Here is a 26,621-nt window from a genome sequence, read left to right as displayed (position 1 = left end):
CCCACTTCCTACCCTCGCGGCGCGGCCTTACGCGGCTCAGCGCCGAGGTGAGTGCCAGCGGAGCGGACCCGGATGCAGACTCCACCAGGCTCGCCGCCACCACGATCGCCTCTGCCGCAGGGCGGCGGCAAAGGCGACCGCCTGGCCTCCAGCCCGCTGCGCCTGCTCGTCCGTCGCCGACCCGGGTGCGAACGCCACCGTGTTGACGGCCGTGACCAACTCGTCCAACGCCGGCAAACCGGCATCCAGCGAGGGCGAGGCGCGGCGCAGCAGCGGCGTCTCGGCCGCCGTGAACCCCGCCGCCGCACTCGCGGACGACGCTGCGGCCCCAGCGGACAAAGCGGCCGCGTCGGTAGCCCATGCGGTTGTGGCGCCGGTAGGCGAAGCGCCCACGCCCCCGGGCGCTGCCGCTGAGGTTTCTGCGGCGCCATGGCCCGCGGGCGAGGCCTGGGCGACTCCGGTATTCGCGGAAGACGCCTGTGCTGCGCCGTCGCTCGTAGGCGAGGGGTGGGCGGCGCCGTTGCCCGCCGGCGAGGAGTGTGTGGCTCCGGTGTTCGCGGGTGACGCCTGTGCGGCGTCGGTGGTGGGGGACGGGGTCGGCGGGTTGAGGGCGTTGGCGGCGAAGGCGGCCGCCTCGGACGCCGCGAGGTGGCGGGGGATGGGACGTCCGGCCAGTCGCAGCGCGTCGGTGAACTCGAACCAGGCGCCGGTGATGCGGTCGGCCGGGCCGCCCGTGGTCAAGCGGCGGCGGCGCAACCCCCGTCGCATCGACACCACCGTCGCGGCGGCGGCGGCCAGCATCAGCAGGACCGTTCCGCCCGTACCCGAGGCCACCAGGACGCGCGACGGCCCGGCGGCGGTCGGGGCAGGGGGAGCGGCCACCGGGGGTGGCGCCGAGGCGCTGGGCAGGTCTGTCGCCGGTGGGGGCTCCGAGGTCGGCGGGACGGTGGGCTTGGGCGTGAAGTCGTCCTCGACCGGCCGGGGGTTGTCGCTCTTGGGAATCGGGTCGAACGCCACCCAGCCCAGGTCCTCGAAGAGCACTTCCGGCCAGGCGATCGCGTCGCCGCCGGTCACCGGGCCGCCCGCCTTCGGAGCTTCGAAGCCGACCGCGACCCGTGACGGCAGGCCGGTCAGCCGCGCCAACAGCGCGAACGACGCCGCGAACTGCTCGGAGGTGCCCCGCTGGCCGCCCCGGTCGCGGGGACCGAAGAGAAAGTACGACAGATTGGGGTACGCGTGCCCGCTCGGCGCGTCCGCCACCACGCGGTAGTGCTCGGCGAGGAACTGTTCGATCGCCGCCGCCCGGTCGTACGCGGCTCCGTTGCCGTCCGCCAGCTTGTCGGCGAGCCGCTGGATCGCGTCGGGCACGCCGGCGCCGACCGTGAGAAAGCGCGCCACCGTGTCGCCGGCCGGTGAGTCGGCGGTCGGCAGCAGGTTGTAGTCCGGCTCTTGGGTGTCCGACGTGACCGTGTAGCGCAGCCCGGGCCGCAGCGCCTCCGGCCGGATCACCGTGCCGGTGGCCGCGTCGTACGCGATGCGGGTGCCGTCCACGCCGGCCGGCGTCGGCAGCACCGGCAGCAGCCGCCCGGTCAACTCGTTCACCGTGACGTCCTGGGTGACCCGTTTGACGGGTACGTCGGGCAACAGCGGCGGCTGGGGCAGCACCCGCCCGGCGTTGCGATAGGTCGCTCCGACCCGCCACGTGATGCCGTCGTAGTCCGGGAGTACGGCGAGCCGCAGCCGTACCTTTCCCTTGCCGGGCGTGGTAGGGCCGACCTCGAGCAGCTTCTGCTTCGGGGTGAGCGCCCAGCCCGAGATCCGGTTCAGGGGGCTTTCGTCGAGGCTGTCCACCCGCGGCGGTTCGACGTACCGTCGGGGGTCGACCGGGGTCACGGTGACCCGGCCGCCGACCCACGGGCCGAGCGCCGCGATCAGGCCGACCAGGACCACCAGGCCGGCGGCGGACCCGGCGAGCGCGCGGCCCCGCACCGCCGCCCGGGTCTTCGCCGGCATGTCCTCCAGGGAGGGGCCGCCGGCGGGACGCGCGGTGACGGCCAGGGCGGCGACCACCGCGACGGCGAAGGCGAGCGTCGGCCACCCGGCACTGCCCGCGTTGGGCCCGACGACGTAGAGCGCGCCGCCATAGACGGTCGCCGCGGGCACGCAGCCCAGAAGCGTCCGGCCGGCGCGCAGGGCGATCTCGGCGCCGGCGAGGCCGGCCAGCCAGGCGGCGATCACGGGTACGACCACGGTGTCCGGCGTCGCCTCCACCGGGATCATGGCGGTCAGCAGCCGGGGAATGCCGTTGACCAGGGCGTCGGTGATGACGCGCGGCAGCGGATCGGTGAGCGCGGCGTGCGTCGCGGCGATCTTGAGCGCTCCCGCGGTGTACCCGGCCAGCGCCACGACCGAGATCGGCGCGACGGTCCACGACGGCAGCCGCCGCACGGCGACGCCGATCCCCACCGACCCCACCGCCGCGCCCGCGACCAGCCGCACCAGCAGGTCGTCGGCGTAGATGCGTCCGAGCACGACCCCGGACAGGAAGATCAGGATCATCAGAGCGATGGGTACGACCGAAGCCCGCAGCCACCTCACCATCCGCGCACCCCGTCCCAGGCGCCCGCGAACTGCTCGCCGTCCTCGGCCTCGATGACGATCATCCCGCCGCCCACACCGACCGGCGCCGCGTCGGGATCGCCGAACAGGCCGGCGATCACCACCGGGTACGGCCCGCGCAGCGCGCTCACCGCGCCGAGGCCGGACCGCCCGCCCGGCCCGGTCAGATAGACGAGGGTGTCACCGATCCGGTTCTGGCGCAGGCTGCGCACGGTCTGGGTGAGGTCGCCGTCGCCCAGCCCCGCCTCGGTGAGCACGTCGAGGAACGGCCCCTTGACCGGACCCGACACGAGCTGCAGCGCGACCGGCAGATCCTCCCGGACGGCGGCCGCGATGATCGAGGCCGCCGCCTCGCACGCCGCCTCGAACGACTCGGCGGTGCCGTCGCGCTGCCCGGGATGAGCCGAGGCGCGGTCGTCGAGCAGCACGACGATCGTCGGTTCGCTGGTGTCGAGCTGCTCGCGCACCATCAGCTCGCCGACCTTGGCCGAACTGCGCCAATGCACCCGCCGCAACTCGTCGCCGACGACGTACTCCCGCAGCGAGTCGAACGTGATCGTGCCGTGCGGCACCTTGTCGATGCGCCCGTCGAGGCTGCGGGCCATCCCGGCGGGTACGGCGCGCAACAGGTGGATGCGAGGGTGCACCCAGACGCTGGTGGTGCCGCCGTACGCCCGCGACAGCGTCAGCAGCCCCAACGGATCGTCGCGGGTGACCCGCAGCGGCCCGACCGGCACCACCCCGCGCCGCGTGGTCGGCACCTGATATTCCACGGTCGTGTCCCGCCCGGGCCGCAACCGCAGCAACGGCACCGGCACACTCGCCGAACCACACCGGTCGGCGGCGACGACGTTGGCGGCCCGCAGACGACTGGTGTTGCGAACGGTCAACGTCATCGCCGCGGGCTCGCCGCGCGGGACACGGTCGGGCTCAGCATGGCGATCCACGCCGAGCCGGGGCCGCCACAGCCCGAACACGACCGCGCCAACGACCGCGACCGCAGCCGCCGCGCCGAGCAGAGCCAGGTCGGGGTAGCCGAAGGAGAACCCGCCCGCGAGCAGCACGACAGCGGCAACCCCAACCCCGACGCCACGACCAGTCACCCCAACGCCGCGCCCGATCCCAGCCCCGCGCCCAAGTCCAGCGCCGCGCCCAGTCCCAGCCCTGCGCCCAAGTCCAGCGCCGCGCCCAATCCCAGCCCCGCGCCCGATCCCTGGCCCGCGCTCGAGCCGCGCTCCGCTGCCAAGTCCAAGCCCGCGCCAGAGCCGTGTGCCGCGGCCAAGTCCAGCGGCGCGCCCGAGCCGCGCGCCGCGGCCAGTGCCAGCGTCGCGCCCGGTCCCGAGGCCGGAACCGCGCCTACTCCCGAGCCCTGCGTCGCGTTCAGCGTCGCGCCCGCGTCCAAGCCTGAGCCCGGCGCCACGCCCAATCCGAAGCCCAGCGCCGCGCTCGCGCTCAATGCCGCGCCCAGCGCCGGGCTCGTGTCCAGCGTCGCGCCCGTGCTCGGTGCCGCGCCCAGCGTCGCGCCCGTGCTCAGCGCCGCGCCCAGCGTCGCGCTCGCGGTCAGCGTCGCGCCCGTGCTCGGTGACGCGCCCAGCGTCGCGCTCGTGGTCAGCGTCGCGTTCGGGGTCGGCGCCTCGGTGGTGGGGGGCGGGGGTGTTCACGCTCCGGCGCGCTGGTTGTCGGGGAGCGGGACCGGGACCGAGCGGACCGCGTCGTCGAGGACCTCCGCCGCCGTGACGCCGCGGAGTTGGGCGTCGGCGGAGAGCAGGACGCGGTGGGCGAAGACCGGGTGGAGCAGGGTCTTCAGATCTTCGGGCAGCACGTAGCCGCGGCCGTTGATCAGGGCCCATGCCGAGGCCGCGCGGGTCAGGGCGATGACGCCTCGGGGGCTGACGCCGACGCGGACCTGTGGGTGGTCGCGGGTCGCGGCGGCGAGGCGGACCGCGTAGGTGTAGAGGGGGTCGGCGATGTGCACCCGGGACGCCATGCGGACCATCTCGCCGACCGTGGCCGTGTCGGTGACCGGCTCGAGGGCGTCGGGGGAGCGCAGCGCCGCACCGCGCAGCACCTCGACCTCGACCTCCTCGTCGGGGTATCCGACCGAGAGCTTGACGAGGAAGCGGTCGAGCTGGGCCTCGGGCAGCCGGTAGGTGCCGTCCATCTCGACCGGGTTCTGCGTGGCGACGACCAGGAAGGGTTGCGGCACCGGGTGCGGTACGCCGTCGACGGTGACCCGGCGCTCCTCCATGACCTCCAGCAGCGCCGACTGCGTCTTGGGCGACGCCCGGTTGATCTCGTCGGCGATGACGATGTTGGCGAAGACCGGGCCGGGGTGGAACTCGAAGCCGCGGCTCGCCTGGTTGAAGATCGTGACGCCGGAGACGTCGGAGGGCAGCAGGTCGGGCGTGAACTGGATGCGGCGCCACTGGCCGCGCACCGAGGCGGCGAGCGCCCGGGCCAGCGTGGTCTTGCCGACGCCGGGGACGTCCTCCAGCAGGACGTGGCCCTGGGCGAAGAACGCGGCGAGGGCGAGCCGTACGACGTCGGGTTTGCCCAGGACGACCGTGCCGATGCGGTCGGCGAGCTGCGCCGCGATGCCGGCGAAGCCCTCGACGTGCGCGGGCGGAAGGGGTTCGGTGCTCACGGACACGTCCTCAGCAGGTGGGCAGGTCGTTCACATCGTCGCCACCGTCGAGGTTGAGCCACGCGAACGGGATGTAGTTCTTACCTTTGTAGTTGACCTGAATCCACCACGTCGACTCCTTGTGGTTGTTGTAGATGTAGGAGTCGATGTTGTCGCCCTTTTTCTTGCAGAACGCCTCCAACCGGGTGCCGGGCTTGGCCCAGCCGACCTGCTTGTCGTTGTCCTGCTTGGTGATGCTGAAGATTTCGCCACCGTTGCGGCCGTCACGATCCTCGTCGCAGTAGGTAGCGGTGTCGCCGTTTTGACCGTTCTTGCAGGTCGCGGTGCCGAACAGGACGTCGGTCTTCTGGGCGCGGGTCTTCGACTCCGTGCCGGCGGCGTTCTTCGCGCTCACCGTGAACGTGTACGACGTGCTGGGCTTGAGGCCGCTCACCTTGAGGCTGGTGCAGCTGCCCGAGGCCGTGCCGCCCCCGCCGGACGCCGAGATGGTGCAGCTCGCGGTGCCGCCGCCCGCGTCGACGGTGAAGTTCACCGTCGCGGTGTCGAAGGTCGCCGAGGACCCGGTGATCGTCACCGTGGGCTTCGCCACCGTCCGGGCCGTCGCGGAGGCCGCCTCGCCCTCGCCCGCCTCGTTGACCGCGCGGACCTCGACGGCGACGGTCTCGCCCGCCCCGAAGCCCTCGAGGGTGACGCTGGTGCCGTCGGTGACCTCCGTGGTGCGGCCGCCGGCGGAGACGACGTACTTGGTGATCGGGCGGCCGTTGTCGGCCGGGGCCGTCCAGGACGCCTTGATGGTGCCGGGCCGGTCGCCGACCGTCGCGGCGTCGACGCCCTCGGGACGGCCGGGCTTGGTGAAGGGCACCACGCTGGCGCTGACCGGGGACGCCTTCGATCCGGCGCCGCGAACGTTTACGGCGACGACGGTGAACGCGTACTGCTTGCCGTATTCGAGCTCGCCGCCGGCGATGGTGAGCGACGTGCCGTCCTTGGCCTCGCCGATCGGGGAGCTGCCGCCCTCGCTGATCGCGGTGACCGTGTAGCGCTCGATGTCGATGCCCTGGCCGTTGGCGGCGGGCCAGCTCACCAGGACCGTGCCGTCGGGTCGGGCCTCGGCGGTGACGGCCGTCGGCGCGTCGGGCACCTCCGAGGTCGGCGTGGCCGCGTTGCTGGTGCGGATCGGGCCGGCGCCCTTCTTGTTCACCGCGTGCACGGTGAACCGGTAGGTCTCGCCGTTGGTCAGCCCGGTGACGTCGAGCGACCGCTGGTTGGCGCCGACCGGGAAGGTCTTGTCCGCGCCCTCGACCACGTATCGGGTGATGGGCGCGCCGTTGTCGGACGCCGCCTGCCAGGTCACCCGGACCTGGGCGTTGCCGGCCGCGGCCCGCACGGCGCGGGGGGCGCCGGGCTTGGCCACCGGCGGCTTCTTCGGCTTCGGCGGGGGCGGCGGCGGTGCCGGCGGGGTGGGCGGCGGGTCGCCGCCGAGGACGTCGTCGGCGTACTTGTCGACCACGCGCACCGTGTGGGCGTCGTCGACCACCTGGGCGGTGGACGCGCCCGGCGCGTTGATGAACAGGTAGTTCTCGCGGACCTCGAGCTCGAGGGGGCCGCCGGGATTGGCGAAGCCGATGTCCTTGCGCTCGCTGCCGGCCTGGTCGAAGACGTGCACCTTGCCGGTGGACTCGTCGGCGATGTAGAAGAAGCCCTCCCAGGCGACCGCCGCCTGCAACTCGGCGCCGTCGCCGGGCACCGGGAACTCGGCGGTGGTCCGGCCCTGGCTCACCGCGTAGACCCGCCGGGTGTCGGGGACGGTGACGGGGATGACGTCGCCCTCCGTGTGCGGCGGCAGCGAGCCGGGGCCGTCCAGCGGCAGGGTGATGGTCTGCTTGTCACGGCCGCGCACGGTCGTCAGCTCGTTGGTCGTGCGGTTGAGCACGGCAACGCCGTTCTCCAGCGTGGAGATGGTGAGGTCGTGGTTGCCCGGAGCGACGTCCTCGGTGCTGACGAGCGCCGGGCCGGCAGCCCGCCCGGCCGCCGCTCCGGCGGCGGAGCCGCCGGTAGCGGACTCGTCCGGTAGGGGTGCGGGAGTGATCGCCGACACCGTGCCCTCGCTGGGCACGGCTATCCACAGGTGGCCCTTGCCGTCGAAAACGCCGCCGGTGATGCCCGGTGGGAAGCGCAGCGACTGCCCGACCGGAGTCAGCGTGCGCGGGTCGAGCTGGCGCACCTCGCCCTGCACGGTGTCGACGATGAAGGCGGAGTCCTTGTCGAGCGCCACCCGCACGCCCAGGCCGGACGTCGTGTCGGCGGTCGCCGCCTCCTTGAGCGAGATGAGATCCATCGTGCTGACCACGCCGGTCTGCACATCGCGCAGGATGACGAAGCGGTCATTCTGGGTGACCTGAAGCTGGTGTCCGCGGGCGCGGGGCACGTCGACGCGGGTGTCCACCCGGGCGGTGACGCCGTTGACCCGGGAGGCCTCGCCCTTGGTGCGGCTCCACACCCAGGAGGCGGCGTCGAAGCTGGCGACGGCCTGATCGGCGGCGCCGAGGCCCAGGACGGTGAGCCCGAGGCCCGCGACGAGGGCCAGCACGGTGCCGATGGTGACGAGGCCGCCACGGCCACGCCAACGCTTCCCGCGCCGCTCGGTGACGGCGTCCTCACTGGACGCTTTCGCACTGGCCACGGTCCGCATTCCTTTCGGTACGTCGTCTTTCCACCCCAAGGACGCAGGCCATCATAGGGGCCGGCGGGGCGTCGTGGGGCGTTCGATAAGTCACCGTTGTGGATAACGATGATCGCTGAGTGTGATCATCGGCGGGGTTTCCCCGAGCTGGCGCCGGTGTCCCCACGACTGGTGCACGCCTGCGGCGAAGTGGCGAACTGGCTCGTGCTGTAGACCGCGACGACGGCGAAACAATAGTCCAGGCCCGGGTTGAGGCCGTTGAGATCGAACGAGGTCGTGGCGGGGCTGACCTGGCCCATCGGCTTGAGCTGTTCGCCCCGGCGGCCGCCCGTGACCAGGAACGAGGTCCGTCCGTTGGCGGGATCCGTCCAGGTCAGCCGCACCGACGAACCGTAGTCCCGCATGCGCACGTCGGTGGGCGCCGGCCCGCTCAGGGTCGGCACGTCGGATTTGTCGCCCCCGTCGTCGTCGCCCGGCCTCGCCAGGACCACCACGAGCGCGGCCACGGCGATGAGCACGCCGAGGACCGCGGCGATCGCCGCGAACAGGGCCGGAGCCTTGCCCGTGTACGAGGACTTGGCGCTCGCGGAAGAAACGGGCGCCGCCTCGGCGCTCGACGGCCCAAAACGCGACGGCATCGACCCGCGCTCGTCCCGCGGGGCGGGATAGGCGGCCTTGGGCATCGGCCCCGAAGAAGCGGTCTGCGGACTGGCGTAGACGGGCTGCGGGCCGGCGTTGGGCGGCTGCGGGCCGGCATAAGGAGGCTGCGGGCCGGCGTAAGGGGGCTGCGGGCCGGCGTAAGGGGGCTGCGGGCCGGCGTAAGGGGGCTGCGGGCCGGCGTAAGGGGGCTGCGGGCCGGCGTAAGGGGGCTGCGAGCTGGGATATGAGGGCTGGGGGCCCGGATAAGGGGGCTGCGAGCCGGGAGAAGCGAGCTGCTGGCCGCGAGAAGGAGGCTGCGGGTCAGTGGAAGCTGGCAGTGGGCCGGGAGAGGCTGGCTGCGGGCCGGCAGAGCCTGGCTGTGGGCCGGCAGAGCCTGGCTGTGGGCCGGGAGAAGCTGGCTGCGGGCCGGGAGAAGGAGGCTGCTGGGGAGGAAAGGCGGGCTGGCGCTGCGTCGGCACCGGGGACGCGGCAGGCGGGGGAGTCGGGCGCTCCATCCGTACCGTAGGAGGGTCTTCTCCTAGATAGGAACGCGCCTGGGTGACGGTCCAGTGGTCGGCCCCGAGCACCGCGGGCCCGTGCGCCGCCACCCGGCCGAAGGCCCGGCGCGCCTCGTGCCGGTTCTCCATCTCCTCGGCGACGACGCCCAGGTCGAAGGAGATGCCCAGCATGACCGGATCGGTGTCGCCGAGCCGCCACTGCCCGGCCGCATACGCCTCCTCGAGCACCCGGCGTGCGGACGACGGGTCCCCGGCCCGCCGGTGCACGGCCGCGAGTTGCTGCGCCGTGGCCAGCACCTCGGGGTCGTCCTCGCCGAGGTTGGCGCGTCCCAGGTCGACGGCGTGCTCGAGCAGCGCGCGGGCCTGCGCGAGGTCGCCGGAGTCGGCGAGCGCCCGGGCGTGCTGCCGGGGGGCCAGGAGCGGGGACGGTTGGGACACGCAGCCATGCTGCCTGGAACGGGGTCCCTACCGCCAGTGCGGGGAGTCGGTGGCGGCGGCTACGCCCTCCGGGGCCACCGTTGAGACGACCGGGTCCGGCCGAACGGTCAGATCTGCGGACGCGTAGCCGACGCAGCCGTTCTGTGGCCGCCGCGGGCGGGAATACGGTGCCGGAAGGCCCGGGTGTCGAGCCTTCGACGTGGGTGGTGAGGTAATGACGTACACGGTGCTCACCGGACAATTCGTGATTCGTTACGCGGATCTCCCTCGGCAGGGTCCGGAGCCGGACGGGGACACGGTCAAGTTCCGCCCGGACTCGCCCGGGCTGGTGGAGAGGTTGCCCCGACCGTCGGGCTCGCCGCCGGATCTCACCGCCCGGGGGATATCGGTACGCCTGGAGGCGATCGACGCGCTGGAGACCCACTTCAACGAGACGCACCAGGATCTCACCGGCGCGAACGCCGCTCGCGACGAGTTGCTGCGGCTGCTGGGGTTCACGGGGGTGGAGTTCTTCGACGATCTGCCCAACAAGGTGCGTTCCGCCGACCGGGACAGCCTGCGGGGACACGTGCTCTCCAACGGCATCGACGCCAACGGCCGCTTGATCGGCTTCGTCTACCCGGGCGAGCCGGAGGGACCCGCCGGCGGCACCGTCTTCCTCGACGACGCCGGGGCGGACCGGTCGGTCAACGCGAAGCTGCTCGCGGCGGGTCTGGCGTACCCGGCGTTCTACGCCACATTGCCGGCGTCGCTGCGTACCCATCTCTGTGGGGTTTCCCGCAAGGCCCGGGCCGACGGCGCCGGGATCTGGCCCGCCTCGACGGCCGACCCCGACGGCGCCGCCACGGTCACCGACCTGGCCGGCCTGCAACAGCTGGTGTGCTGGCCGAAGCTGTTCCGCCGGCTGGTGCCGTTCCTGGCCTCGGGCGCGACGGACTTCGACGGGTTCGACGCGTGGCTGCGCTCGGATCCGGTCAACCGCGACGACTCGCTGTTCCTGCTGGATCGGCTCGAGTCCGGCAACCTGCACGACGTGATCGAGGCCGCCGGTCACCGCATCCGGATGACGGTCTGGCCGGAGGACTTCATCATCGACCCGGATCCGGCGCCGCCCGGAGCGCCGACGCGGCCGCCGAGGCTGGGCGCGGGCGACGTCGTCATCGTGGCGGCCCTGCCGGACCCGGCGGGGGCGGACCGCGGCAACGAGCGGCTGACGCTGCTCAACACCACCGCCGCCCAGGTCGACCTGGCCGGGTGGACGCTGCGGGACCGCAACGGCCGCGCGCAGCGACTGACCGGCACTCTCGACGGTGGTGCGGTCACCCAGATCGCCGGCGACGGTGCGTTCGCGCTGGGCAATACCGGAGGGACGGTCACCCTGGTGGACGCGCTGGGCACGCCCATCGACGAGGTGAGCTACCGGGCCGGGCAGGTCAAGGAGGGCAGGACGATCGCCTTCGGTCGGTGACTCACCGGCGGACGGCGCCGACGGCGATGACCGGCAGCAGCGCCAGGGCGAGGAGACCGCCGACGTTGGCGAGGACGGCATAGCCCGCGGTCTCGACGACGACGCCGGAGCTGATTCCCCCGGCGGCGCCGGCGAGGGCGATGCAGACGTCGACCAGCCCCTGCGTCTTGGCGCGGGTTTCGAGGGGCAGGGCGTCGGTGACGATAGCGGTGCCGGAGACGAGACCGAGGTTCCAGCCGAGGCCGAGCAGGCCCAGCGCCACGGAGAGCATGACGATGGAGTCGCCGGGCGCGGTGGCGGCGACGATGCCGGCCGCCAGGAGCGTGGCCGCGCTGGCGGCCGTCGTCGCGCGGGTGCCGAAGCGGTCGACGAGCCATCCGGTCACGGGCGACGGCAGGTACATGGCCGCCACGTGGACGGCGATGACGAGCCCGGACGCGGCGGTGCCGAGGCCGTGGTCGTGCATGTGGATCGGCGTCATGGTCATGATGCTGACCATCACGAGTTGGGCGACGACCATGACGAAGGCGCCGACGACGACGCTGCCGCGCCCGGCTTCCGCGAGTGCCGGCTCGGCTGCCGGCTCGGCGGCCGATTCGGCGGCTGGTTCGACGGTCGGTTCGACGGTCGGTTCGGCGAGGGAGCGGGCCAGCAGCAGCGGATCGGGGCGTAGCCAGCAGGTCAGCGCGACGGCGGCGAGCGCGTAGGCGACGCCCGAGAGCAGGAACGGCCCGGCCAGGTGCGGGATGCCGAGGGCGTGGGCGAGGTCGCCGGCGGGTGCGGCGAGGTTCGGCCCGACGACCCCGCCGACGGTGGTGGCGACCAGCACGGTGGACACGGCGCGGCCGCGGTGGGAGCGGGAGGCGAGGTCGGCACCGGCGTACCGGGCCTGGAGGTTCGCGGCGGTGCCGGCGCCGTACAGGAACATGGCGGGGAAGAGCAGGATCGCGCTGCCGGCCACCGCCGCCACGATGATGCCGGCGCTGCCGACGACCGCGGCGAGGTAGCCGAGGGCCAGGCCGGGCCGGCGGCCGCGGGCCTGGGAGAGCCGGCCGACGACCACGGCGGCCAGAGCGGAACCGGCGGTGAACAGCGCGCTGGGCAGCCCGGCGAGGCCGGCGCCGCCGAGCATGTCCTGGGCCAGCAGCGCACCGACCGTGACCCCTGCGGACAGGCCGGCGCCACTGAGGACCTGAGAGGCGACCAACACGCGCAGGACGCGGCGTTGCGTCGCGGCGATGCCGGGGGTGCCGGGCGAAACCGTGGTGGCAGTCAAGGGACTCTTCCGGTCGGAGGGGGGCTCGGTCCGCGGATGGTATCGGTGCGGCCCCGATCGGCCGTTCGGTCCGACCGGTACCGGAACCGGGGCGGGATGTCCGCATGCGGCCTGAATGTGGGGCCTAGAGAGCGCTCCCCGGCTTGACATCCGTCGCGGTCTATCGCTTGCTGTGACCTGGTTCATAGCAACCCCGCGACGGAAAGGACCATCCCGAATGAGGACACGCCCCTGGCGCCGGACTCTCGCCGCCGGCCTCCTGGTGATCGCCGGATCGCTGACGGGTACGTCCGCGTCCGCGGCGCCGGCACGCCCCGCCGTGGTGTCGAGCCTCGGCGCCGCCGTGGTGTTCGATCCGAGCATGCCGGTCGAGCAGATCCAGGCCACGCTGGACGCCACGCACGCCAAGCAGGTCGACAACGAGATGGGCACCGACCGCTACGCCTACCTGTTCAAGCCCGGCACGTACGGCACGGCGGAGAAGCCGCTGCAGATCAAGGTGGGCTACTACACCGAGATCTCCGGCCTCGGCGCGTCCCCGGCCGACGTCGTCATCAACGGCAAGGTCGAGGTCTACAACCGCTGTCTGGCCGACGGCGGCACCGGCAACTGCCTGGCGCTGGTCAACTTCTGGCGTACGCTCTCCAACCTGACGATCAACGTCAACAGCACCGGTCAGGACGGCTGCCGGTCCTCGGCCAACTTCTGGGCGGTGTCGCAGGCAGTGTCGCTGCGCCGGCTGGACATCAAGGGCGGCAACCTGTCCCTGATGGACTACTGCACCGCCGGACCGCAGTACGCCAGCGGCGGCTTCATCGCCGACTCCGCGCTGCCCGACGTCGTCAGCGGCTCCCAGCAGCAGTGGCTCACCCGGAACAGCTCCGTCACGAGCTGGTCCAACGGCGTGTGGAACCAGGTCTTCGCGGGCGTCGAGGGCGCACCGGACGACGCGACGTTCCCGACGCCGCCGTACACCACCATCGAACAGACCCCGTTGAGCCGGGAGAAGCCGTACCTGTTCGTCGACGCTTCCGGACAGTTCCAGGTTCGCGTGCCGTCGGCGCGACGCGGCACCGCCGGCACGTCCTGGGGCGAGGGGCTGACCGCCGGCCGTACGCTCCCGCTGAGCGACTTCTTCGTCGCCAAGCCCTCCGACCCGGTGTGGCGGATCAACGCCCAGCTCGCGCTCGGCAAGCACCTGCTGCTCACCCCGGGCGTGTACGACATCGCCCGAAGCATCCACGTGTGGCGGCCCGGCACGGTGGTGCTGGGCATCGGCCACGCGACCCTGACCGCCGTGGACGGCGCGACCCCGTTGACCGTCGCCGACGTGCCGGGTGTGATCGTCGCGGGCGTCACCATCGACGCCGGCACCGAGGAGTCGGCGACGCTGCTGCGGGTCGGCCGCAAGCATGGCGTCGGCATCAGCTCGACCGGCAACCCGACCACCCTGTCCGACGTGTACTTCCGCGTCGGCGGCCCGCACATCGGCAAGGCCGACACCGCGCTCGAGGTCAACAGCGACAACGTGCTCATCGACCACACCTGGGTGTGGCGCGCCGACCACGGCGTCGAGGGCTTCACCGACGGGGTGAACGGCGACACCGAGCGCTGGCGCACCAACACCGGCCGGCAGGGCGCGGTCATCAACGGCGACGACGTCACGGCGACGGGGCTGTTCGTCGAGCACTTCCAGCGCTACAACACGACCTGGAACGGCGAGCGGGGCACCACGATTCTCTATCAGAACGAGCTTCCGTACGACCCGCCGACGCAGGCCGACTGGATGAACGGCGCCGTCGAGGGCTACGCCGGCTACAAGGTCGGCGACCGGGTACGCACCCACACCCTGCACGGTGCCGGCGTCTACGTGTTCAACCAGAACAACCCGTCGATCCACACCGAGAACGGTTTCGAGGTCCCGCGGCGCCCCGGCGTCAAGCTGCACCATGTCATGACGGTGAACCTCAGCGCCGGCACCATCGACCATGTCGTGAATGGAGTGGGCGGCCCGGCCGACACCAGCAACACGGGTGTGCCGGTCTATCTCAAGGAATATCCGGCCCCCTAGACCCTCAGCTTGATCAATTCCAAGCATGTCGATAGTTTCGACACTCACCGAACAAACGGCGGACATCACGGGGGTACGTCTTGCCGGACATCGCTGCGCCACGTCCGGGTTCAGCGCGGCTGCTGTTCGCGCTGGCCTGTTCCCAGCTAGTGGTCGCGCTCGACTTCTCCATCGTGTACGTCGCCCTGCCGTCGCTGGGTGAGGCACTTCGATTCAGCACGGTGACCCTGCAGTGGGTGGTCAGCGGCTACGCGATCGTCTTCGCGGGGTTCCTGCTGGTAGGCGGCCGACTGGTCGACGCTGTCGGCGGTGGGCGGGTGTTCGTGGCGGCGCACGCGCTGTTCGCGATCGGGTCGTTGGGTGCCGGTGCGGCCGGCGACGCGGAACTGCTGCTGGCCGGCCGGGTGGGTCAGGGACTGGCGGCCGCTCTTCTGGCGCCGGCGACGCTGGCCCTGCTGAACGAGGGCTGGCCGCCCGGCCGGGCCCGCGACCGGGCGCTGGCGGTGTGGGGCTCGACCGGCGCGGTGGGCCTGGCCCTGGGCGTGGTGGTCGGCGGCGTCGTGCTGGCCACGGTCTCCTGGCGGTGGGTGTTCTGGGTGGCCGTGCCGATCAATGTGGTGTGTGTCGCGGCCTCGATGGGGCTGCTCCGGAATCGGCCGGTGTCGCTACGCCGGCGGCTGGATCCGACGGCGGCGCTACTCGGCACCGGCGCGGTGGTGTCACTCGTCGTGGCGGCGACCCAGGCGTCGACCGGGAATGCCTCCTGGAGCGTCGTCGCGGCCTGGACGGCCGTGGCCGCGGGGCTGGGCGTCGCGGTCGCCTGGTCGCAGTCGCGACGGCCGGGTGCGCTCATTCCGGTCGGGTTGTGGCGGGTGACCACGCTGCGTACCGCCTGTGTGGTGGCGGCGCTCTACATGGCCAGCCTCGGCGCCGAGTTCTACCTGGTGACGCTCTACCTGCAACGGGACATGCGGATGAGCACGCTCGCCGCCGGGCTGGCGTTCCTTCCGCTGACGTTGACCATTGTGGCCGGCAACAGCCTGGCCGGGTGGCTGGCGGGTCGATGGGGACTGCGCCGACTGCTGATGGCCGCCTTCGGCATCGGCGCGGTGGGGCTCGGGCTGCTGACGCTCGGTCTGACCCAGCACGAATATCTCACCGGCGTGCTGCCCGGCCTGGTCGTCTCCGGGGTGGGGCAGGGCATCGCGTTCACCGCAATGTTCATCACCGGGACCCGGGACCTCGACGAGAGCGCGAACGGTAGCGGCGCGGCCCTGGTGACCACCACGCAGTACGTCGGAGGCGCCATCGGTCTGGCGCTGCTGGTGCTGTTGCACGGACCGGCGCCGGTGACCGCCGACTTTCAACGGGCGTTCCTGGTCACGGTGCTCATCGCGGCCCTGACCGTGCCGGTCGCGGCGGTGATGCTGCCGTCCAGGGTCGCGACGCCGGCCGGTGCCGGTGCCGGCTCCAGGACCCACGACTGATCATCCGTCTGGGCGCCGAGCGGGGCTGGGTGACCACCGCCGGCGCCGACGAGAGCCGGCCGGCGGGCGAGCACTGACGCTCGCTCAGCCGATCCGCACGGTTTCGGGTTCGGCGCGCTCGGGCGCGCGCTGAGTCGGGACGCTCGCCGGGCCGGGCGGTCGGGCCGCGCCCCGGCGGCCAGCCGATCGAATCAGCCGGGTGATGACCCGGCGGACCCGCGGTCCCTTGCGGGTGGCGATCAGCGCCATCGCGACGAGCACGGCCGGCACGGGCGTCGAGGATCCCGGCCCGCCGCCGTGGGCGGTGAGGTGGCCGCAGATCTCGACCAGCGCCGCCACCGTGGCGAACAGCGCCGCGGGTTTGCGGGCACCTGCCGACGCCGCGATGACCACCGCGCACCACACCGTGCAGCGCAGGGCGGCGTCGAACGGCTCGGCCGGGCGCACCAGCGGCAGCACGGTGAGGACGATCGCGCCGCCGAACGCCAGCAGGGTGAGAGCGGGGCGCAGCCTCGCGGAGAGGCGCGCGGGCCGGCCGTTGCGCGCTGCTGCGGTCATGGTCGGAGAATATACCGGTGGATTGAGTATACGGAAATCGTCGCCGACGGTATTTACCCGGTTTCTCTCCACGCCCCCGGGCAACGGCCGGAAGATGCCTGAAGAGCGGTCCAGCCACACGGTGACACCCGCCGGGTCGCTTGATTACGCGGTCCAGGCGTCGATAAGAGAGCCGATGCCGTCAGGTAGGGGGCTTGGATCATGCACACCGCGTCCGCGCGGAGCTCGGCGACTCCGGAGATCGACCTCACCATCGGTGCGGTGCTGGCGGGGCGGTTGGTGCAACCGCTGTTCCAGCCTATCGTCGACCTCGCCACCCGGGCCGTGGTGGGCGTCGAGGCCCTCGCTCGCGGCCCGGCGGGCACGGTCCTGGAATTCCCGGACCGCCTGTTCGCCGCCGCCCGGCTCGCGGGCCGGCTCGGTGAGCTGGACATGCTCTGCTCCGAGCGGGCGCTGGAGTGCGCCGTGGCCGCGCCGGCGCCACCGCCGCTGCTGTTCGTCAACGCCGAACCGGCCGCGTTGAACCAGCCCCTGTCGCCCCGGCTGATCGAGCTGGTGCAGAACGGTCTGCCGTTCCGCGAGGTTCTGGAGTTCACCGAGCGGTCGCTGCCCGCCGTACCCGGCAGCATGATGCGCATCGCCGGCCAGGCGCAGACCTGGGGCAACAGCCTGGCCCTCGACGACGTCGGCGTCGACCCGATGTCGCTGGCGCTGCTCCCCGTGCTGGAACCGGAAGTGATCAAGCTCGACATGAGCCTGATCCGTGACCCGCACACCGAGCACACCCGCGCGGTCTGCGCCATCGTGCGCTCGGAGGCCCGGCGCACCGGGGCGGTGGTGATCGCGGAGGGCATCGAGACCGAGGAGGATCTGGTCACCGCGCGCCAGCTCGGGGCCGTCTGGGGACAGGGCTGGCTCTTCGGCCGGCCGGTCCGCCTCGACCAGATCGACCCTGACCGCTACGACACCGCGGCGGTCCACACCCTCCGCACGCCGCGGCCCGGCTTCCACCAGCCCGCCGGCACCCCCTATCAGACCGCGGAACGCCACGCCGTCGCGACCGCTGTCACACCCGAGGGCATCACGCTGGCCCTGGCCCGACTCCGGGACACGGCGGCCACGCAGAACACCGCCATCGTCGTGGCCTCGGTGCCGCGGGACCGGCCGGAGATCACCGTCTCGCTGCAGGAACTGGCCGACGAGGCCCGGTCGGTCATCCTGCTCGACAGCCCCGAGGACGAGCTCACCGCCGTCGTGCTCGGCCCGGGTGAGGGGTACGCCCTGTGCACCCGGGGACTGCGTCTCGTGACCCTCGACGACCTGCCGCCGGTCGCGGCCGTGACCCGCATCCTGCTGAACCAGCTCGCCTGACGGTACGGTCGGAGCGGATCGAAGGAGGGCCATGACGGCGCGACACGCCACCGTGCTGCTCGTGTTCGGACGCGGCGTGGTCCGCTGCCGCGACGGGTACGCGCTCACCCCCGGCAGCGCCGCCCGGGTGGACGCCGCGGTCGCCTACGTCACCCGGCACCGCGACGCGTTCCTCGCCGCCGTCGCGGCGGGAGAACCGGCCAGGATCGTCTTCAGCGGTGGCTGGGCCGAGGCGTGCGAGGGCGCGCCGGAGCCGCCCGCCGGCTGCCGCGAGGGCGACCTCATGCTGCGCCGCGCGCTCGAGGCCGGCATCGGCCGGTACGCCGACCTGCGCGCCGAGACCCGCTCGCGCAGCACATTGGAGAACGTCCTCCACGTCGCCGCCGAGGGCCTGCTCACCGATCTGCGGGAACCGCTCGGCCTGGTGTCGCACGCGTGGCATCTGCCGCGGGTGCGGTATCTCACCGGCAAGGTGCTCGGGCTGCGCGGGGCGGCGCTGGTCGACGTACCCGTGGCCGGCGCGGCGGACGGCGCCCGGCGCGGGGAGCGTCTCGCGTATCTGATCTCCCGCGTCTTTCTCCTGGGTGCGCGGGATGCCGCCGCCCTGCGGCGCCGCGAGCGCCGCATGGTCGCGTGGCTGCGCCGCACCGAGATGCTGCTGCGCCGCCGGGCGCCGGCGGCCGCCCCGATCTCCACGGATCTGCTCGAAGAGGTGATCCGCACGCGTTCGGCGCTCGACGGACGGGTATAGGACCGGCGCATCCGCCGGGCGACATCCGGGCCGCGCGGCATCGAAGGGGGCGTCGATGGAGTCAGTCGAGGAGAAGCCGGTGGTCGTGTTGCTGCCGGTCTACCAGCCGGGAGAGCACCTGCTGACGCTGGCCCGTGGTGTGCGGGCCGCGCGGGCGGGAACGGCGTTGGTGGTCGTCGACGACGGCAGTGACCCCGCCGCGGCGCCGGTGTTGGAGGCCGTGGCCGGGATCGGCGGCACCGTCCTGCGCCATCCGGTGAACCGGGGCAAGGGCGCTGCGCTCAAGACGGGCTTCCGGCACATCGCCGACGCGCATCCGGGACGCGAGGTGATCTGCGCCGACGCCGACGGTCAGCACAGCGTCGCGGACGTGCTGCGGGTCGCCGACCGTACCCGGGCCACCGGCCACGCCGTGCTGGGCGTCCGCAGCATCGCGCGCATGCCGCTGCGCAGCAGGGTCGGCAACACCGCCACCCGGCTGTTGTTTCGGGCCGCGACCGGACGCCGGGTCGGCGACACCCAGACCGGGCTGCGCGGATATCCGGCCGACCTGCTCGGCTGGCTGGGGTCGGTGCCCGGCGAACGCTTCGACTACGAGATGAATGTGCTGCTGTACGCCTCGCGCCGCGGCCTGCCCCTCGAGGAGATCACCATCGCCACGACGTACCTCGACGACAACGCGTCCTCGCACTTCGACCCGCTCACCGACGCGACGCGGATCTACTGGCCGCTGCTGCGCTACGCGGTCTCGGCACTGGTTCCGGCCCGTGCGCGCTGATCCGGCAGCCGGATCGTGAAGACGGTGCCGACGTCCGGTTCGCTGGCCACGGAGATCTCGCCGCCGTGCGCCTCCACGAGCTTGCGGACGATGGACAGTCCGAGCCCGCTGCCGCCCGTGGCCCGGCTGCGGGAGCGTTCGGCCCGCCAGAACCGGTCGAAGATCTTCGGCAGGTCCTCGGCGGCTATGCCGGCGCCGGTGTCGCGCACCTCGATGGTGAGCCCGGCGGCGTCGGCGGCCGCGGTGACCGTCACCGCACCGCCCGCCGGGGTGTACCGGATGCCGTTCGACACGAGGTTGCCGACGAGCTGCCGCAGGCGCACCGGGTCCGCCATCACCTGAGGGTCCTCGGCCACCTCCATGCTGAGCCGGACGCCCGCCGTCTCGGCCGCGCTTCGGTGCGCCTCCGCGACCTGGGCCAGGATGTCGCGGACGTACACCTCGTCCGGATGCACCCGCAGGCTGCCGGCGTCGGCCGCCGCGAGGTCGCTCAGGTCGTCGATGATGTGCTGGAGCAGGACCGCCTCCTCGTGCAGCAGCTCCAGCAGGTCGGGGCCGGTCGGGGTGAGGCCGTCCTGCGCGGCCTCCAGCCAGCTGCGGATGTTGGTCAGCGGGGTACGCAGCTCGTGCGCGACGTCGCTGACCATCGCCCGGCGCAGGCTCTCCGAGCGTTCCCGGCGTTCGGCGAGGTCGTTGAGGGCCCGGGCCAGGTAGCCGATCTCGTCGGCGGTAGTCACCGGCACCCGGGAGTGGTGGTCCGCGGGCCCGTCGGCCGCCGCGGTCAGGGCCCGCAGCGGTCGCACCAGGCGCCGGCCCGCCAGGATCGTCACCAGCACGGCGACGATGAGGACCGCGCCGGTCACCACCGCTATCCGCAGCGTATTGGGCCGCGAGAGGTTGAACACCGGCTGCCCGGCCTTGTCGTCCGGGTCGGTGACGAACAGCAGGGCGGGCGGGGCGACGTACGGCTTGAGCTGTGCCTGCCGCGCCTGCTCGATGCAACGGTCGGCCTTGTCCGCGACGGCGGCGTCGAAGAGCGAGCCGCTGTCGGGCAACTTGAGCACCGCCGCCGAGAACGAGATGTCGATGATCAGGTACCTCGGGTCGGTCAAGCCGACGCAGGGCGCGGCCCGCCGTTCCAGATCCTTGAACGCCTTCTCCTCGGTGCGGGTCCTGCCGAATCCGCTGAGCTGGTCACACCTCACCTCCAGCCGCTGAGCGGCGGCGGCGCCGCCGGTACGCACCGTCGGGCGTCCGCTGGGAGAGTCGACGAAGGCCCCTTCGATGCCGTATTCGCGCAGGCAGCCGAGCTCGTCCTGAGCCACCTTGCGCAGGAGCGTCCGTTCGCTCTCGGGAAGCCGGTACGGCCCCACCACGCGCGGGTCGATCCGTACGTCACCGCCGGTCAGCGCGAGGTCGAGACGCAGCGGGTCGACCGTCGCCGACGGGCGTGCCGTGGCCAGCGACGGTCCCGGCGCCGAGTCGGCGATCGGCCGCCGGTCCTCGGTCATCAGGGTGATGCGCCGGCCCAGCTTCGTGGCGCGCTGGGCGATGACCACGTCTACGCCGGTCCAGTCGCGGTGGGTGGCGGCATATTCCACCAGCGTGTCGTAGACGCTCTTGTCGTCGGCGAGCGAGCGGCCCTGCTCCTGCTGGATCGCCCGGGTGACGGTCTGGGTCGCCAGCCAGGCGGTGGCCACGATCGCGGCGACCGCCACCAGCACGGAGGTCGCCAACAGCCGGGTGATCAGACTGCGGTGCAGTGGGACCCGCCGCCGGGCGGGCTCCTTGCTCACTGATCGCCGCCGGTCAGCTTGTAGCCGATCCCGTACACGGTCAGCAGCAGCGTGGGCCGGCGCGGATCCGCCTCGATCTTGCGACGCAGGTTCTTCACGTGCACATCGATGGTGCGTTCGGTGGAGCTGCGGTCGATGCCGCGGGTGTGGGCGAGCAGCTGCGCGCGGGTGAACACCCGTCCCGGGCAGGCGGCCATCGCCGCCAGGATGGCGAACTCGCCAGGGGTGCAGCCGACCTGCCCACCGTGGGCGCTCACCTCGTGGCGGGCCGGATCGACGGCGAGCGGGCCGACCCGCAGGACCGGCGCGGTCACCGTGCGGCTCGCGCGCCCACCCCGGCGTAGCAGCGTACGGACCCGCGCCATCAGCTCCCGCGGGCTGTACGGCTTGGTCAGGTAGTCGTCGGCGCCCAACTCCAGCCCCAGGAGCAGGTCATCCTCGGTCGAGCGGGCGGTGAGCATGAGCACCAGCAGGTCGGAGTCCTGGCGCAGCATCCGGCACACGTTGAGGCCGTCGAGGCCCGGCATCATGACGTCGAGCACGAGCAGATCCGGCGGATCGCGGCGGGCGAGCTCGAGGGCGCTGCGGCCGTCGTGCACCACCGACGCCTCGTGGCCCTCCGCCCGCAGGTAGCGGCGCAGCACCTCGGCCTGCCTGGGATCGTCCTCCGCGACGAGTACGTGGGCACACACGCCGGCGACTATAGGCGCGTACGGCCAGCGGCCGAAGAATGACGGCGATACCTGACAGGATCCTCATAATCGATGATCAGGATGCCCGGCATGGATGTGAAGTCCGAGGCGCCGACCGAGCTGATTCCCGTGGTACCCCCAGTGCCCGACGAGGTGGAGGTGGCGCAACCCCCGCGGCGGCGGGGTCGTCGGACCCTGGTGGTGCTCGCCGTCGCGGTGGTGCTCGCCGTCGCGGCGGTGGGGGTCTGGCGGTGGCGGGCCGCCGCCTCGGCGCGGCAGCCGGCCGACACACCGATCGCGGTGCAGACCGTCGCCGTGGCCCGGCAGGACATCTCCACCAGCGAGTCGATGACCGGCAAACTGGGTTACGGCTCCGCGCGCACCCTGACGGGCAGCGGTGAGGGCACGGTGACGTGGCTGCCGCGCCCCGGAAGCCGCATCACCCGCGGCAAGCAGCTGCTGCGTGTCGACGACCAGCCGGTTTCGCTGTTCTACGGCACGATTCCGCTGTTCCGCACGATGGCCGGGCGCAACCTGGTGGGCCGCGACGTCAGGATCCTGGCGAACAACCTCGAGGCGCTCGGCTACTCGATCGGCTACCAGCCCGGCCCCGGGCAGCGGGTGGAACAGTCCGCCTCGGCGGCACCGGCCAAGAAAGAGCCGGCCAAGCAAGAACCGGCCAAGAGCACCACGAAGAAGTGGGTGACCGTCCGCAGGGGCGACGGCGTCCTCACCGCCGAGCTGATCGCCGCCGTCAAGCGCTGGCAGGGCGACGCCGGACTGCCGGTCACCGGCAGCATCGCCGTCGGCGACGTCATGGTGCTCAGCGGCGCCGTCCGCGTCGACTCCCTCGCCGTGCAGCCCGGCGCGCCGGCGAACGGGCCCCTCCTCGCGGTCACCCCCACCGACAAGGTGATCACCGTGTCGGCCGGCGTCGCCGAGGCCACGTCGATCGAGCGCGACGCCAAGGTGACCGTCTCCCTGCCCGACGCCAAGACCGTGCCCGGCAGGGTCACCTCCGTGGGGACCGCCGCCGTCAAGTCGGAGGAGGGCGGCAACGGCGACGCGACCCCGCAGGTGATCGTGACCGTGGCCGTCGACGACCCCAAGGCGATCGCCCGGCTCGACTCCGCCGACGTCGAGGTGCTCTTCGCCGCGGAGACGCACGAGAACGTGCTGGTCGCGCCGCTCGGCGCGCTGCTCGCGCTCAGCGAGGGCGGCTACGCCGTCCAGCTGCGCGGCGGCGGCCTGGTCAAGGTCGAGACCGGCATGTTCGCCAAGGGCATGGTCGAGATCAGCGGCGCCGGCCTGGACGCGGGCACCGAGGTCGTGACGACCTCGTGAGCGCGGACGCCGTCCTGTCCCTACGCGACGTCAGCAGGACGTACGCGGGCGGGGTCACCGCCCTCGCCGGCGTCTCCCTCGACATCGTGCGGGGGGAACTGCTCGCCATCGTCGGGCCCTCCGGCTCGGGCAAGTCCACGCTGCTGCACATGATGGGCACGCTCGACCGGCCGAGCACCGGCACGGTCCACATCAACGGGCACGACACCGCCCGGCTGCCGGACCGCCGCCTGTCCGCGCTGCGCGGCCGCCTGCTCGGCTTCGTGTTCCAGCACTTCCACCTCACCGACGGCCTGACCGCCGCGGAGAACGTGGCCACCGGCCTGCTGTACGCCGGGGTGCCCCGACGGCAGCGCCGCGGCCTGGCGAGCGAGGCGCTGGCCCGGGTCGGCCTCGCCCACCGGATCGGACACCAGCCGCATCAGCTGTCCGGCGGCGAACGCCAGCGCGTCGCGATCGCCCGCGCCCTGGTGAACCGGCCGGCGCTGGTGCTGGCCGACGAGCCGACCGGCGCCCTGGACACCGCCACCGGGCACGCCGTGCTCGCCCTGCTGCACCGGCTGCACGAGGAAGGGACCACCATCGCCTTGATCACCCACGACCGGGACATCGCCGCGTCGCTGCCGCGCCGGGTCGAGATCCGCGACGGGCGGCTGGTCGCCGACAGCGCCCGTGCCACGGCCCAGGTGGGCACCCGGTGAGCCGGATCGAGGAAACCCGCCCGGTGCGGCTCGCCCCCCTCGACCTGCTGGGCCTCGGCCTGGTCGGGCTGCGCACCCGCAAGCTGAGGGCGGCTCTGTCCGCGCTGGGCATCTCCATCGGCATCGCCACGATGATCGTGGTCACCGGCATTCCGGCGTCCAGCCAGGCCGCGCTGTCGCGCGAGCTGTCCGCCCTGGGCGCCGACGTGCTGCAGGCGATGCCGGCGCCGGATCAGGATCCGCCGGCCCAGCTCCCCGAGCAGGCGGTCGGCATGGTCCGGCGCATCGCGCCGGTCACGGTCGCCAGCGCGGTGGCCAACACCCACACCATCGTGCGCCGTTCCGACCGTACGGACCCGCGAGACGGCTCCGGGCTCACCGTGCTGGCCAGCGGCCTCGACCTGCTGCCGGCGATCAACGCCCGGGTCCGGTACGGCCACTGGCTCACCCCGGTGACCGCCACCTTTCCCGGCGTGGTCCTCGGGTCGGAGGCGGCGGTCCGACTGGGCTTCGCCGACCTGCCCGCCGGCGCTCCGGCGCCGCAGGTGATGATCCGCGACGAGTGGTTCACGGTGGTCGGCATCCTCGCCGCCACACCGCTGTCACCGGACATCGACCGCTCGGTGTTGGTCGGCTGGGAAGCGGCCCGGGCCCGGCTGGGCTTCGACGGCCACCCGACCGTGATCTATCTGCGGGTGCGGGAGGCGCAGCTCGAAGCGGTCCGCGCCGTCCTGCCCGCCACGATCCACCCCGAACGGCCCGGACAGGTGCTGGTCACCCGGCCGTCGGACGCGCTCGCGGCGAAACGGGCCACCGAGAACACCTTCTCCTCGCTTCTGCTGGGGCTGGCGGCGGTGGCGCTGCTCGTCGGCGGCATCGGGGTCGCCAACACCATGGTCATCTCGGTGCTGGAGCGACGCTCCGAGATCGGGTTGCGCAGGGCGCTGGGCGCCAACCGGGGCCAGATCCGCGTCCAGTTCCTCACCGAGGCCGTGGCGCTGGCCGCCCTCGGCGGGATCGCCGGCACGGTGCTCGGCGTTCTCGCGACGGTGGCGTACGCGGCGTACCACGGCTGGCCGGTCGTGGTGCCGACGCAGGCGGTTCTCGCCGGTGTGGGCGGGGCCGTCGTGGTCGGCGTCGTGGCCGGTGTCTACCCGTCGGTGCGGGCCGCCCGGCTCACCCCGACCCAGGCGCTCGCCTCGGTATGAGATCCGCCCGTCCACCGAACGCCGCCTCGGCGGCGGACGTGACGAAGTCGTCGGTCATCCGGTCCGACGCGAGCGGTTTTTCGCGGCGGCATAGGATCGATCCCCGTACGGTCGCCGACTTGCTCTAGGGAGCGCGATGCCGCTGACTCCGGCCGACGTCCACAACATGGCCTTCAAGAAGCCACCCATCGGAAAGCGGGGGTACGACGAGGAAGAGGTCGACGCCTTCCTCGACGAGGTCGAGCAGGAGCTCATCCGGCTGCTGGAGGAGAACGGGGCGCTGCAGGACCAGGTCCAGCGCGGCCCCGGCGCGCCCGGCGGTGCCGCCGCCACGATGGTGCTGCCCGCCGACTTCGCCGACCTCGCCGCGAAACTGGAGCGGATGCAGGAGGCACGCGCCCGGGCCGAGCAGAACGCCCGCAGCGTTCAGGCGCAGCTGGAGCAGGCCCGCACCGCGGCGTCGGCCGTTCCCGCCTCCCCGGAGGACGACGAGCGCAACGCCCGGGTCCTCATGATGGCGCAGCGCACCGCCGACGATCACCTGATCGACGCCCGGCAGGAGGCCGAGACGGTGCTCTCCACCGCCCGCGACCAGGCCGCCCAGCTCACCGGCGAGGCGCAGCTGCGGGCCGGCACCATCGAGGGCGACGCCCGCCGCAATCATTCCGACGCGATGAACAACCTGGTCGTCCAGCGGGCCGAGTTGCTCGACGAGATCGACCGGCTGGGTCACCTCGCGCAGAGCTACCAGGTCGCGCTGCAGAACCACCTCGTGCAGCAGATGCAGGAGCTCAACAGCGAGCCGAAGCTCCCGACGGACCACGCCCTGGGCTGATCGGCGCCGGCCGTCAGTGGACGGGGGAGCGGCGTGGTGTCAGGGCACCGGTCGGTCGGCGAGTGGACGTGCGTCGTCCGCCGACGTGTCGGACGGTTCGGGCCCGCGGAAGACGCCATCGAGCATCAGCTCGATCGAGCGGTCCGCGGCGGCGCGGGCCGTCGCCGTGTCGTCGCCGGCGCCCGCCACGGCCTGCACCATCGCGAAGAGCAGGAGCAGATCGCCGGGCACGAGGTCCCGCCGCACATATCCCCGGTCCTGGGCGAGGCGCAGCGGCTTGGCGAAGGCCGTGACCATCCGGTGCTGGTAGCGCCGGCGGGCGCCGGCCTCGAGCCCCTCGGCGAGGGCGATCAGGGAACGCATCTCGATCAGCCAGTGCAGGACCGTACGCAGAAGTGACCGAAATCCCGACGGTCGGTCGGTGCTGGCGGCGGCCTCCTCCAGCTGATGCAACTGGTGGCCGATGACGGCGGTGGTCAGCGCCAGCCGGTCGGGAAAGTGGCGGTAGAGGGTCGCCAGGGCGACGCCCGCGCGCCGGGCGATTTCCGGCATCAGGGCGGTGGATCCGGGCCCGCGCAGCACCTCGATAGCGGCCTCGACGATGGCGGCGCGGTTGCGCCGGGCATCCCGCCGGAGCGACGTCCGGGCACCGTAAAGCACCACTGTCCTGTCTCCTCGAGTCGGCGTACATGTTACCGACAAGTAACGAGAATGTCACCAGCTTCAATTTCTCGGTACCGGCTT

At 72.8% G+C, this 26,621-nt stretch carries 20 protein-coding genes; 10 read left to right on the top strand and 10 right to left on the bottom strand.

Features of this window, described 5'->3' with window-relative positions:
• Window positions 1-36: 36 nt before the first annotated feature.
• The 5 genes from AB0M36_RS29840 to AB0M36_RS29820 form a co-directional block, all read right to left on the bottom strand.
• Window positions 37-2,601: a DUF3488 and transglutaminase-like domain-containing protein gene (locus AB0M36_RS29840; RefSeq protein WP_364164058.1), complete on the bottom strand. Its 2,565-nt coding sequence runs from the start codon at window positions 2,599-2,601 to the stop codon at window positions 37-39.
• Window positions 2,595-3,683, bottom strand: coding sequence for a DUF58 domain-containing protein (locus AB0M36_RS29835; RefSeq protein ID WP_364164055.1), 1,089 nt, complete (start codon window positions 3,681-3,683; stop codon window positions 2,595-2,597). Before AB0M36_RS29835 ends, AB0M36_RS29840 begins: the two co-directional genes overlap by 7 nt.
• Before the next feature lie 593 nt (window positions 3,684-4,276).
• Window positions 4,277-5,263, bottom strand: coding sequence for a MoxR family ATPase (locus AB0M36_RS29830; RefSeq protein ID WP_364164052.1), 987 nt, complete (start codon window positions 5,261-5,263; stop codon window positions 4,277-4,279).
• Window positions 5,264-5,273: 10 nt separating this feature from the next.
• Complete coding sequence (locus AB0M36_RS29825; protein ID WP_364164049.1) at window positions 5,274-7,955, bottom strand: fibronectin type III domain-containing protein; 2,682 nt, start codon at window positions 7,953-7,955, stop codon at window positions 5,274-5,276.
• Window positions 7,956-8,071: 116 nt separating this feature from the next.
• The gene (locus AB0M36_RS29820) at window positions 8,072-9,541 is read right to left on the bottom strand and encodes a tetratricopeptide repeat protein (protein WP_364164047.1); all 1,470 of its coding nucleotides are present in this window, start codon (window positions 9,539-9,541) and stop codon (window positions 8,072-8,074) included.
• 214 nt (window positions 9,542-9,755) lie between these two features.
• On the opposite strand from AB0M36_RS29820, the gene AB0M36_RS29815 reads away from it, so the two are divergent.
• Window positions 9,756-11,009 carry a lamin tail domain-containing protein gene (locus tag AB0M36_RS29815; protein ID WP_364164044.1) on the top strand — a complete coding sequence of 418 codons (1,254 nt, stop codon included), beginning with the start codon at window positions 9,756-9,758 and terminating at the stop codon, window positions 11,007-11,009.
• Between the two features lies 1 nt (window position 11,010).
• On the opposite strand, the gene AB0M36_RS29810 is transcribed toward AB0M36_RS29815, so the two are convergent.
• Window positions 11,011-12,285, bottom strand: coding sequence for an MFS transporter (locus tag AB0M36_RS29810; protein WP_364164041.1), 1,275 nt, complete (start codon window positions 12,283-12,285; stop codon window positions 11,011-11,013).
• A gap of 217 nt (window positions 12,286-12,502) precedes the next feature.
• Between AB0M36_RS29810 and AB0M36_RS29805 the strand changes: the two genes are divergently transcribed.
• Both AB0M36_RS29805 and AB0M36_RS29800 read left to right on the top strand, forming a co-directional pair.
• A complete protein-coding gene (locus AB0M36_RS29805; RefSeq protein ID WP_364164038.1) occupies window positions 12,503-14,356 on the top strand; it encodes an adenylyl cyclase in 1,854 nt (617 codons plus the stop codon).
• 80 nt (window positions 14,357-14,436) lie between these two features.
• Window positions 14,437-15,843, top strand: a complete 1,407-nt coding sequence (locus AB0M36_RS29800) for an MFS transporter (protein ID WP_364164035.1) — start codon at window positions 14,437-14,439, stop codon at window positions 15,841-15,843.
• A gap of 84 nt (window positions 15,844-15,927) precedes the next feature.
• Here the strand turns inward: AB0M36_RS29800 and AB0M36_RS29795 are convergent, their stop codons facing one another.
• Entirely contained in the window at window positions 15,928-16,401 is a 474-nt protein-coding gene (locus AB0M36_RS29795) for a hypothetical protein (protein ID WP_364164032.1), read from the bottom strand.
• A gap of 201 nt (window positions 16,402-16,602) precedes the next feature.
• Here AB0M36_RS29795 and AB0M36_RS29790 point away from each other — a divergent pair, with 201 nt between their 5' ends.
• From AB0M36_RS29790 to AB0M36_RS29780, 3 genes are read left to right on the top strand one after another with little or no spacing between them, the layout of a single operon-like run.
• On the top strand, window positions 16,603-17,772 hold the full coding sequence (locus AB0M36_RS29790; RefSeq protein WP_364164030.1) for an EAL domain-containing protein: 1,170 nt from the start codon (window positions 16,603-16,605) through the stop codon (window positions 17,770-17,772).
• Window positions 17,773-17,803: 31 nt separating this feature from the next.
• Complete coding sequence (locus AB0M36_RS29785) at window positions 17,804-18,523, top strand: YdcF family protein (RefSeq protein ID WP_364164027.1); 720 nt, start codon at window positions 17,804-17,806, stop codon at window positions 18,521-18,523.
• 55 nt (window positions 18,524-18,578) lie between these two features.
• Complete coding sequence (locus AB0M36_RS29780) at window positions 18,579-19,301, top strand: glycosyltransferase family 2 protein (protein ID WP_364164024.1); 723 nt, start codon at window positions 18,579-18,581, stop codon at window positions 19,299-19,301.
• Here AB0M36_RS29780 and AB0M36_RS29775 read toward each other — a convergent pair.
• Window positions 19,262-21,097, bottom strand: coding sequence for a HAMP domain-containing sensor histidine kinase (locus AB0M36_RS29775; RefSeq protein ID WP_364164021.1), 1,836 nt, complete (start codon window positions 21,095-21,097; stop codon window positions 19,262-19,264). The two genes, AB0M36_RS29780 and AB0M36_RS29775, sit on opposite strands and share 40 nt — an antisense overlap.
• Window positions 21,094-21,789: a response regulator transcription factor gene (locus AB0M36_RS29770; RefSeq protein WP_364164019.1), complete on the bottom strand. Its 696-nt coding sequence runs from the start codon at window positions 21,787-21,789 to the stop codon at window positions 21,094-21,096. The genes AB0M36_RS29775 and AB0M36_RS29770 overlap by 4 nt, the downstream gene beginning before the upstream one ends.
• 90 nt (window positions 21,790-21,879) lie before the next feature.
• Here AB0M36_RS29770 and AB0M36_RS29765 point away from each other — a divergent pair, with 90 nt between their 5' ends.
• The 4 genes from AB0M36_RS29765 (at window position 21,880) to AB0M36_RS29750 (ending at window position 25,877) form a co-directional block, all read left to right on the top strand.
• Entirely contained in the window at window positions 21,880-23,133 is a 1,254-nt protein-coding gene (locus AB0M36_RS29765) for an efflux RND transporter periplasmic adaptor subunit (protein ID WP_364164016.1), read from the top strand.
• Window positions 23,130-23,834: an ABC transporter ATP-binding protein gene (locus tag AB0M36_RS29760; RefSeq protein WP_364164013.1), complete on the top strand. Its 705-nt coding sequence runs from the start codon at window positions 23,130-23,132 to the stop codon at window positions 23,832-23,834. Before AB0M36_RS29765 ends, AB0M36_RS29760 begins: the two co-directional genes overlap by 4 nt.
• A 5-nt stretch (window positions 23,835-23,839) precedes the next feature.
• Window positions 23,840-25,042: an ABC transporter permease gene (locus tag AB0M36_RS29755; RefSeq protein WP_364164499.1), complete on the top strand. Its 1,203-nt coding sequence runs from the start codon at window positions 23,840-23,842 to the stop codon at window positions 25,040-25,042.
• Window positions 25,043-25,178: 136 nt separating this feature from the next.
• Window positions 25,179-25,877, top strand: a complete 699-nt coding sequence (locus AB0M36_RS29750; RefSeq protein WP_364164009.1) for a DivIVA domain-containing protein — start codon at window positions 25,179-25,181, stop codon at window positions 25,875-25,877.
• A 39-nt stretch (window positions 25,878-25,916) separates the two neighbouring features.
• Here AB0M36_RS29750 and AB0M36_RS29745 read toward each other — a convergent pair whose 3' ends face one another.
• Window positions 25,917-26,540: a helix-turn-helix domain-containing protein gene (locus AB0M36_RS29745; protein ID WP_364164006.1), complete on the bottom strand. Its 624-nt coding sequence runs from the start codon at window positions 26,538-26,540 to the stop codon at window positions 25,917-25,919.
• Window positions 26,541-26,621: the final 81 nt, after the last annotated feature.

It is taken from the genome of Actinoplanes sp. NPDC051346 (genome assembly GCF_040682215.1).
Lineage (GTDB): Bacteria > Actinomycetota > Actinomycetes > Mycobacteriales > Micromonosporaceae > Actinoplanes.
The sequence above is the reverse complement of the archived record's forward strand: the minus strand, read 5'-3'. Positions and strand labels throughout refer to the sequence as shown.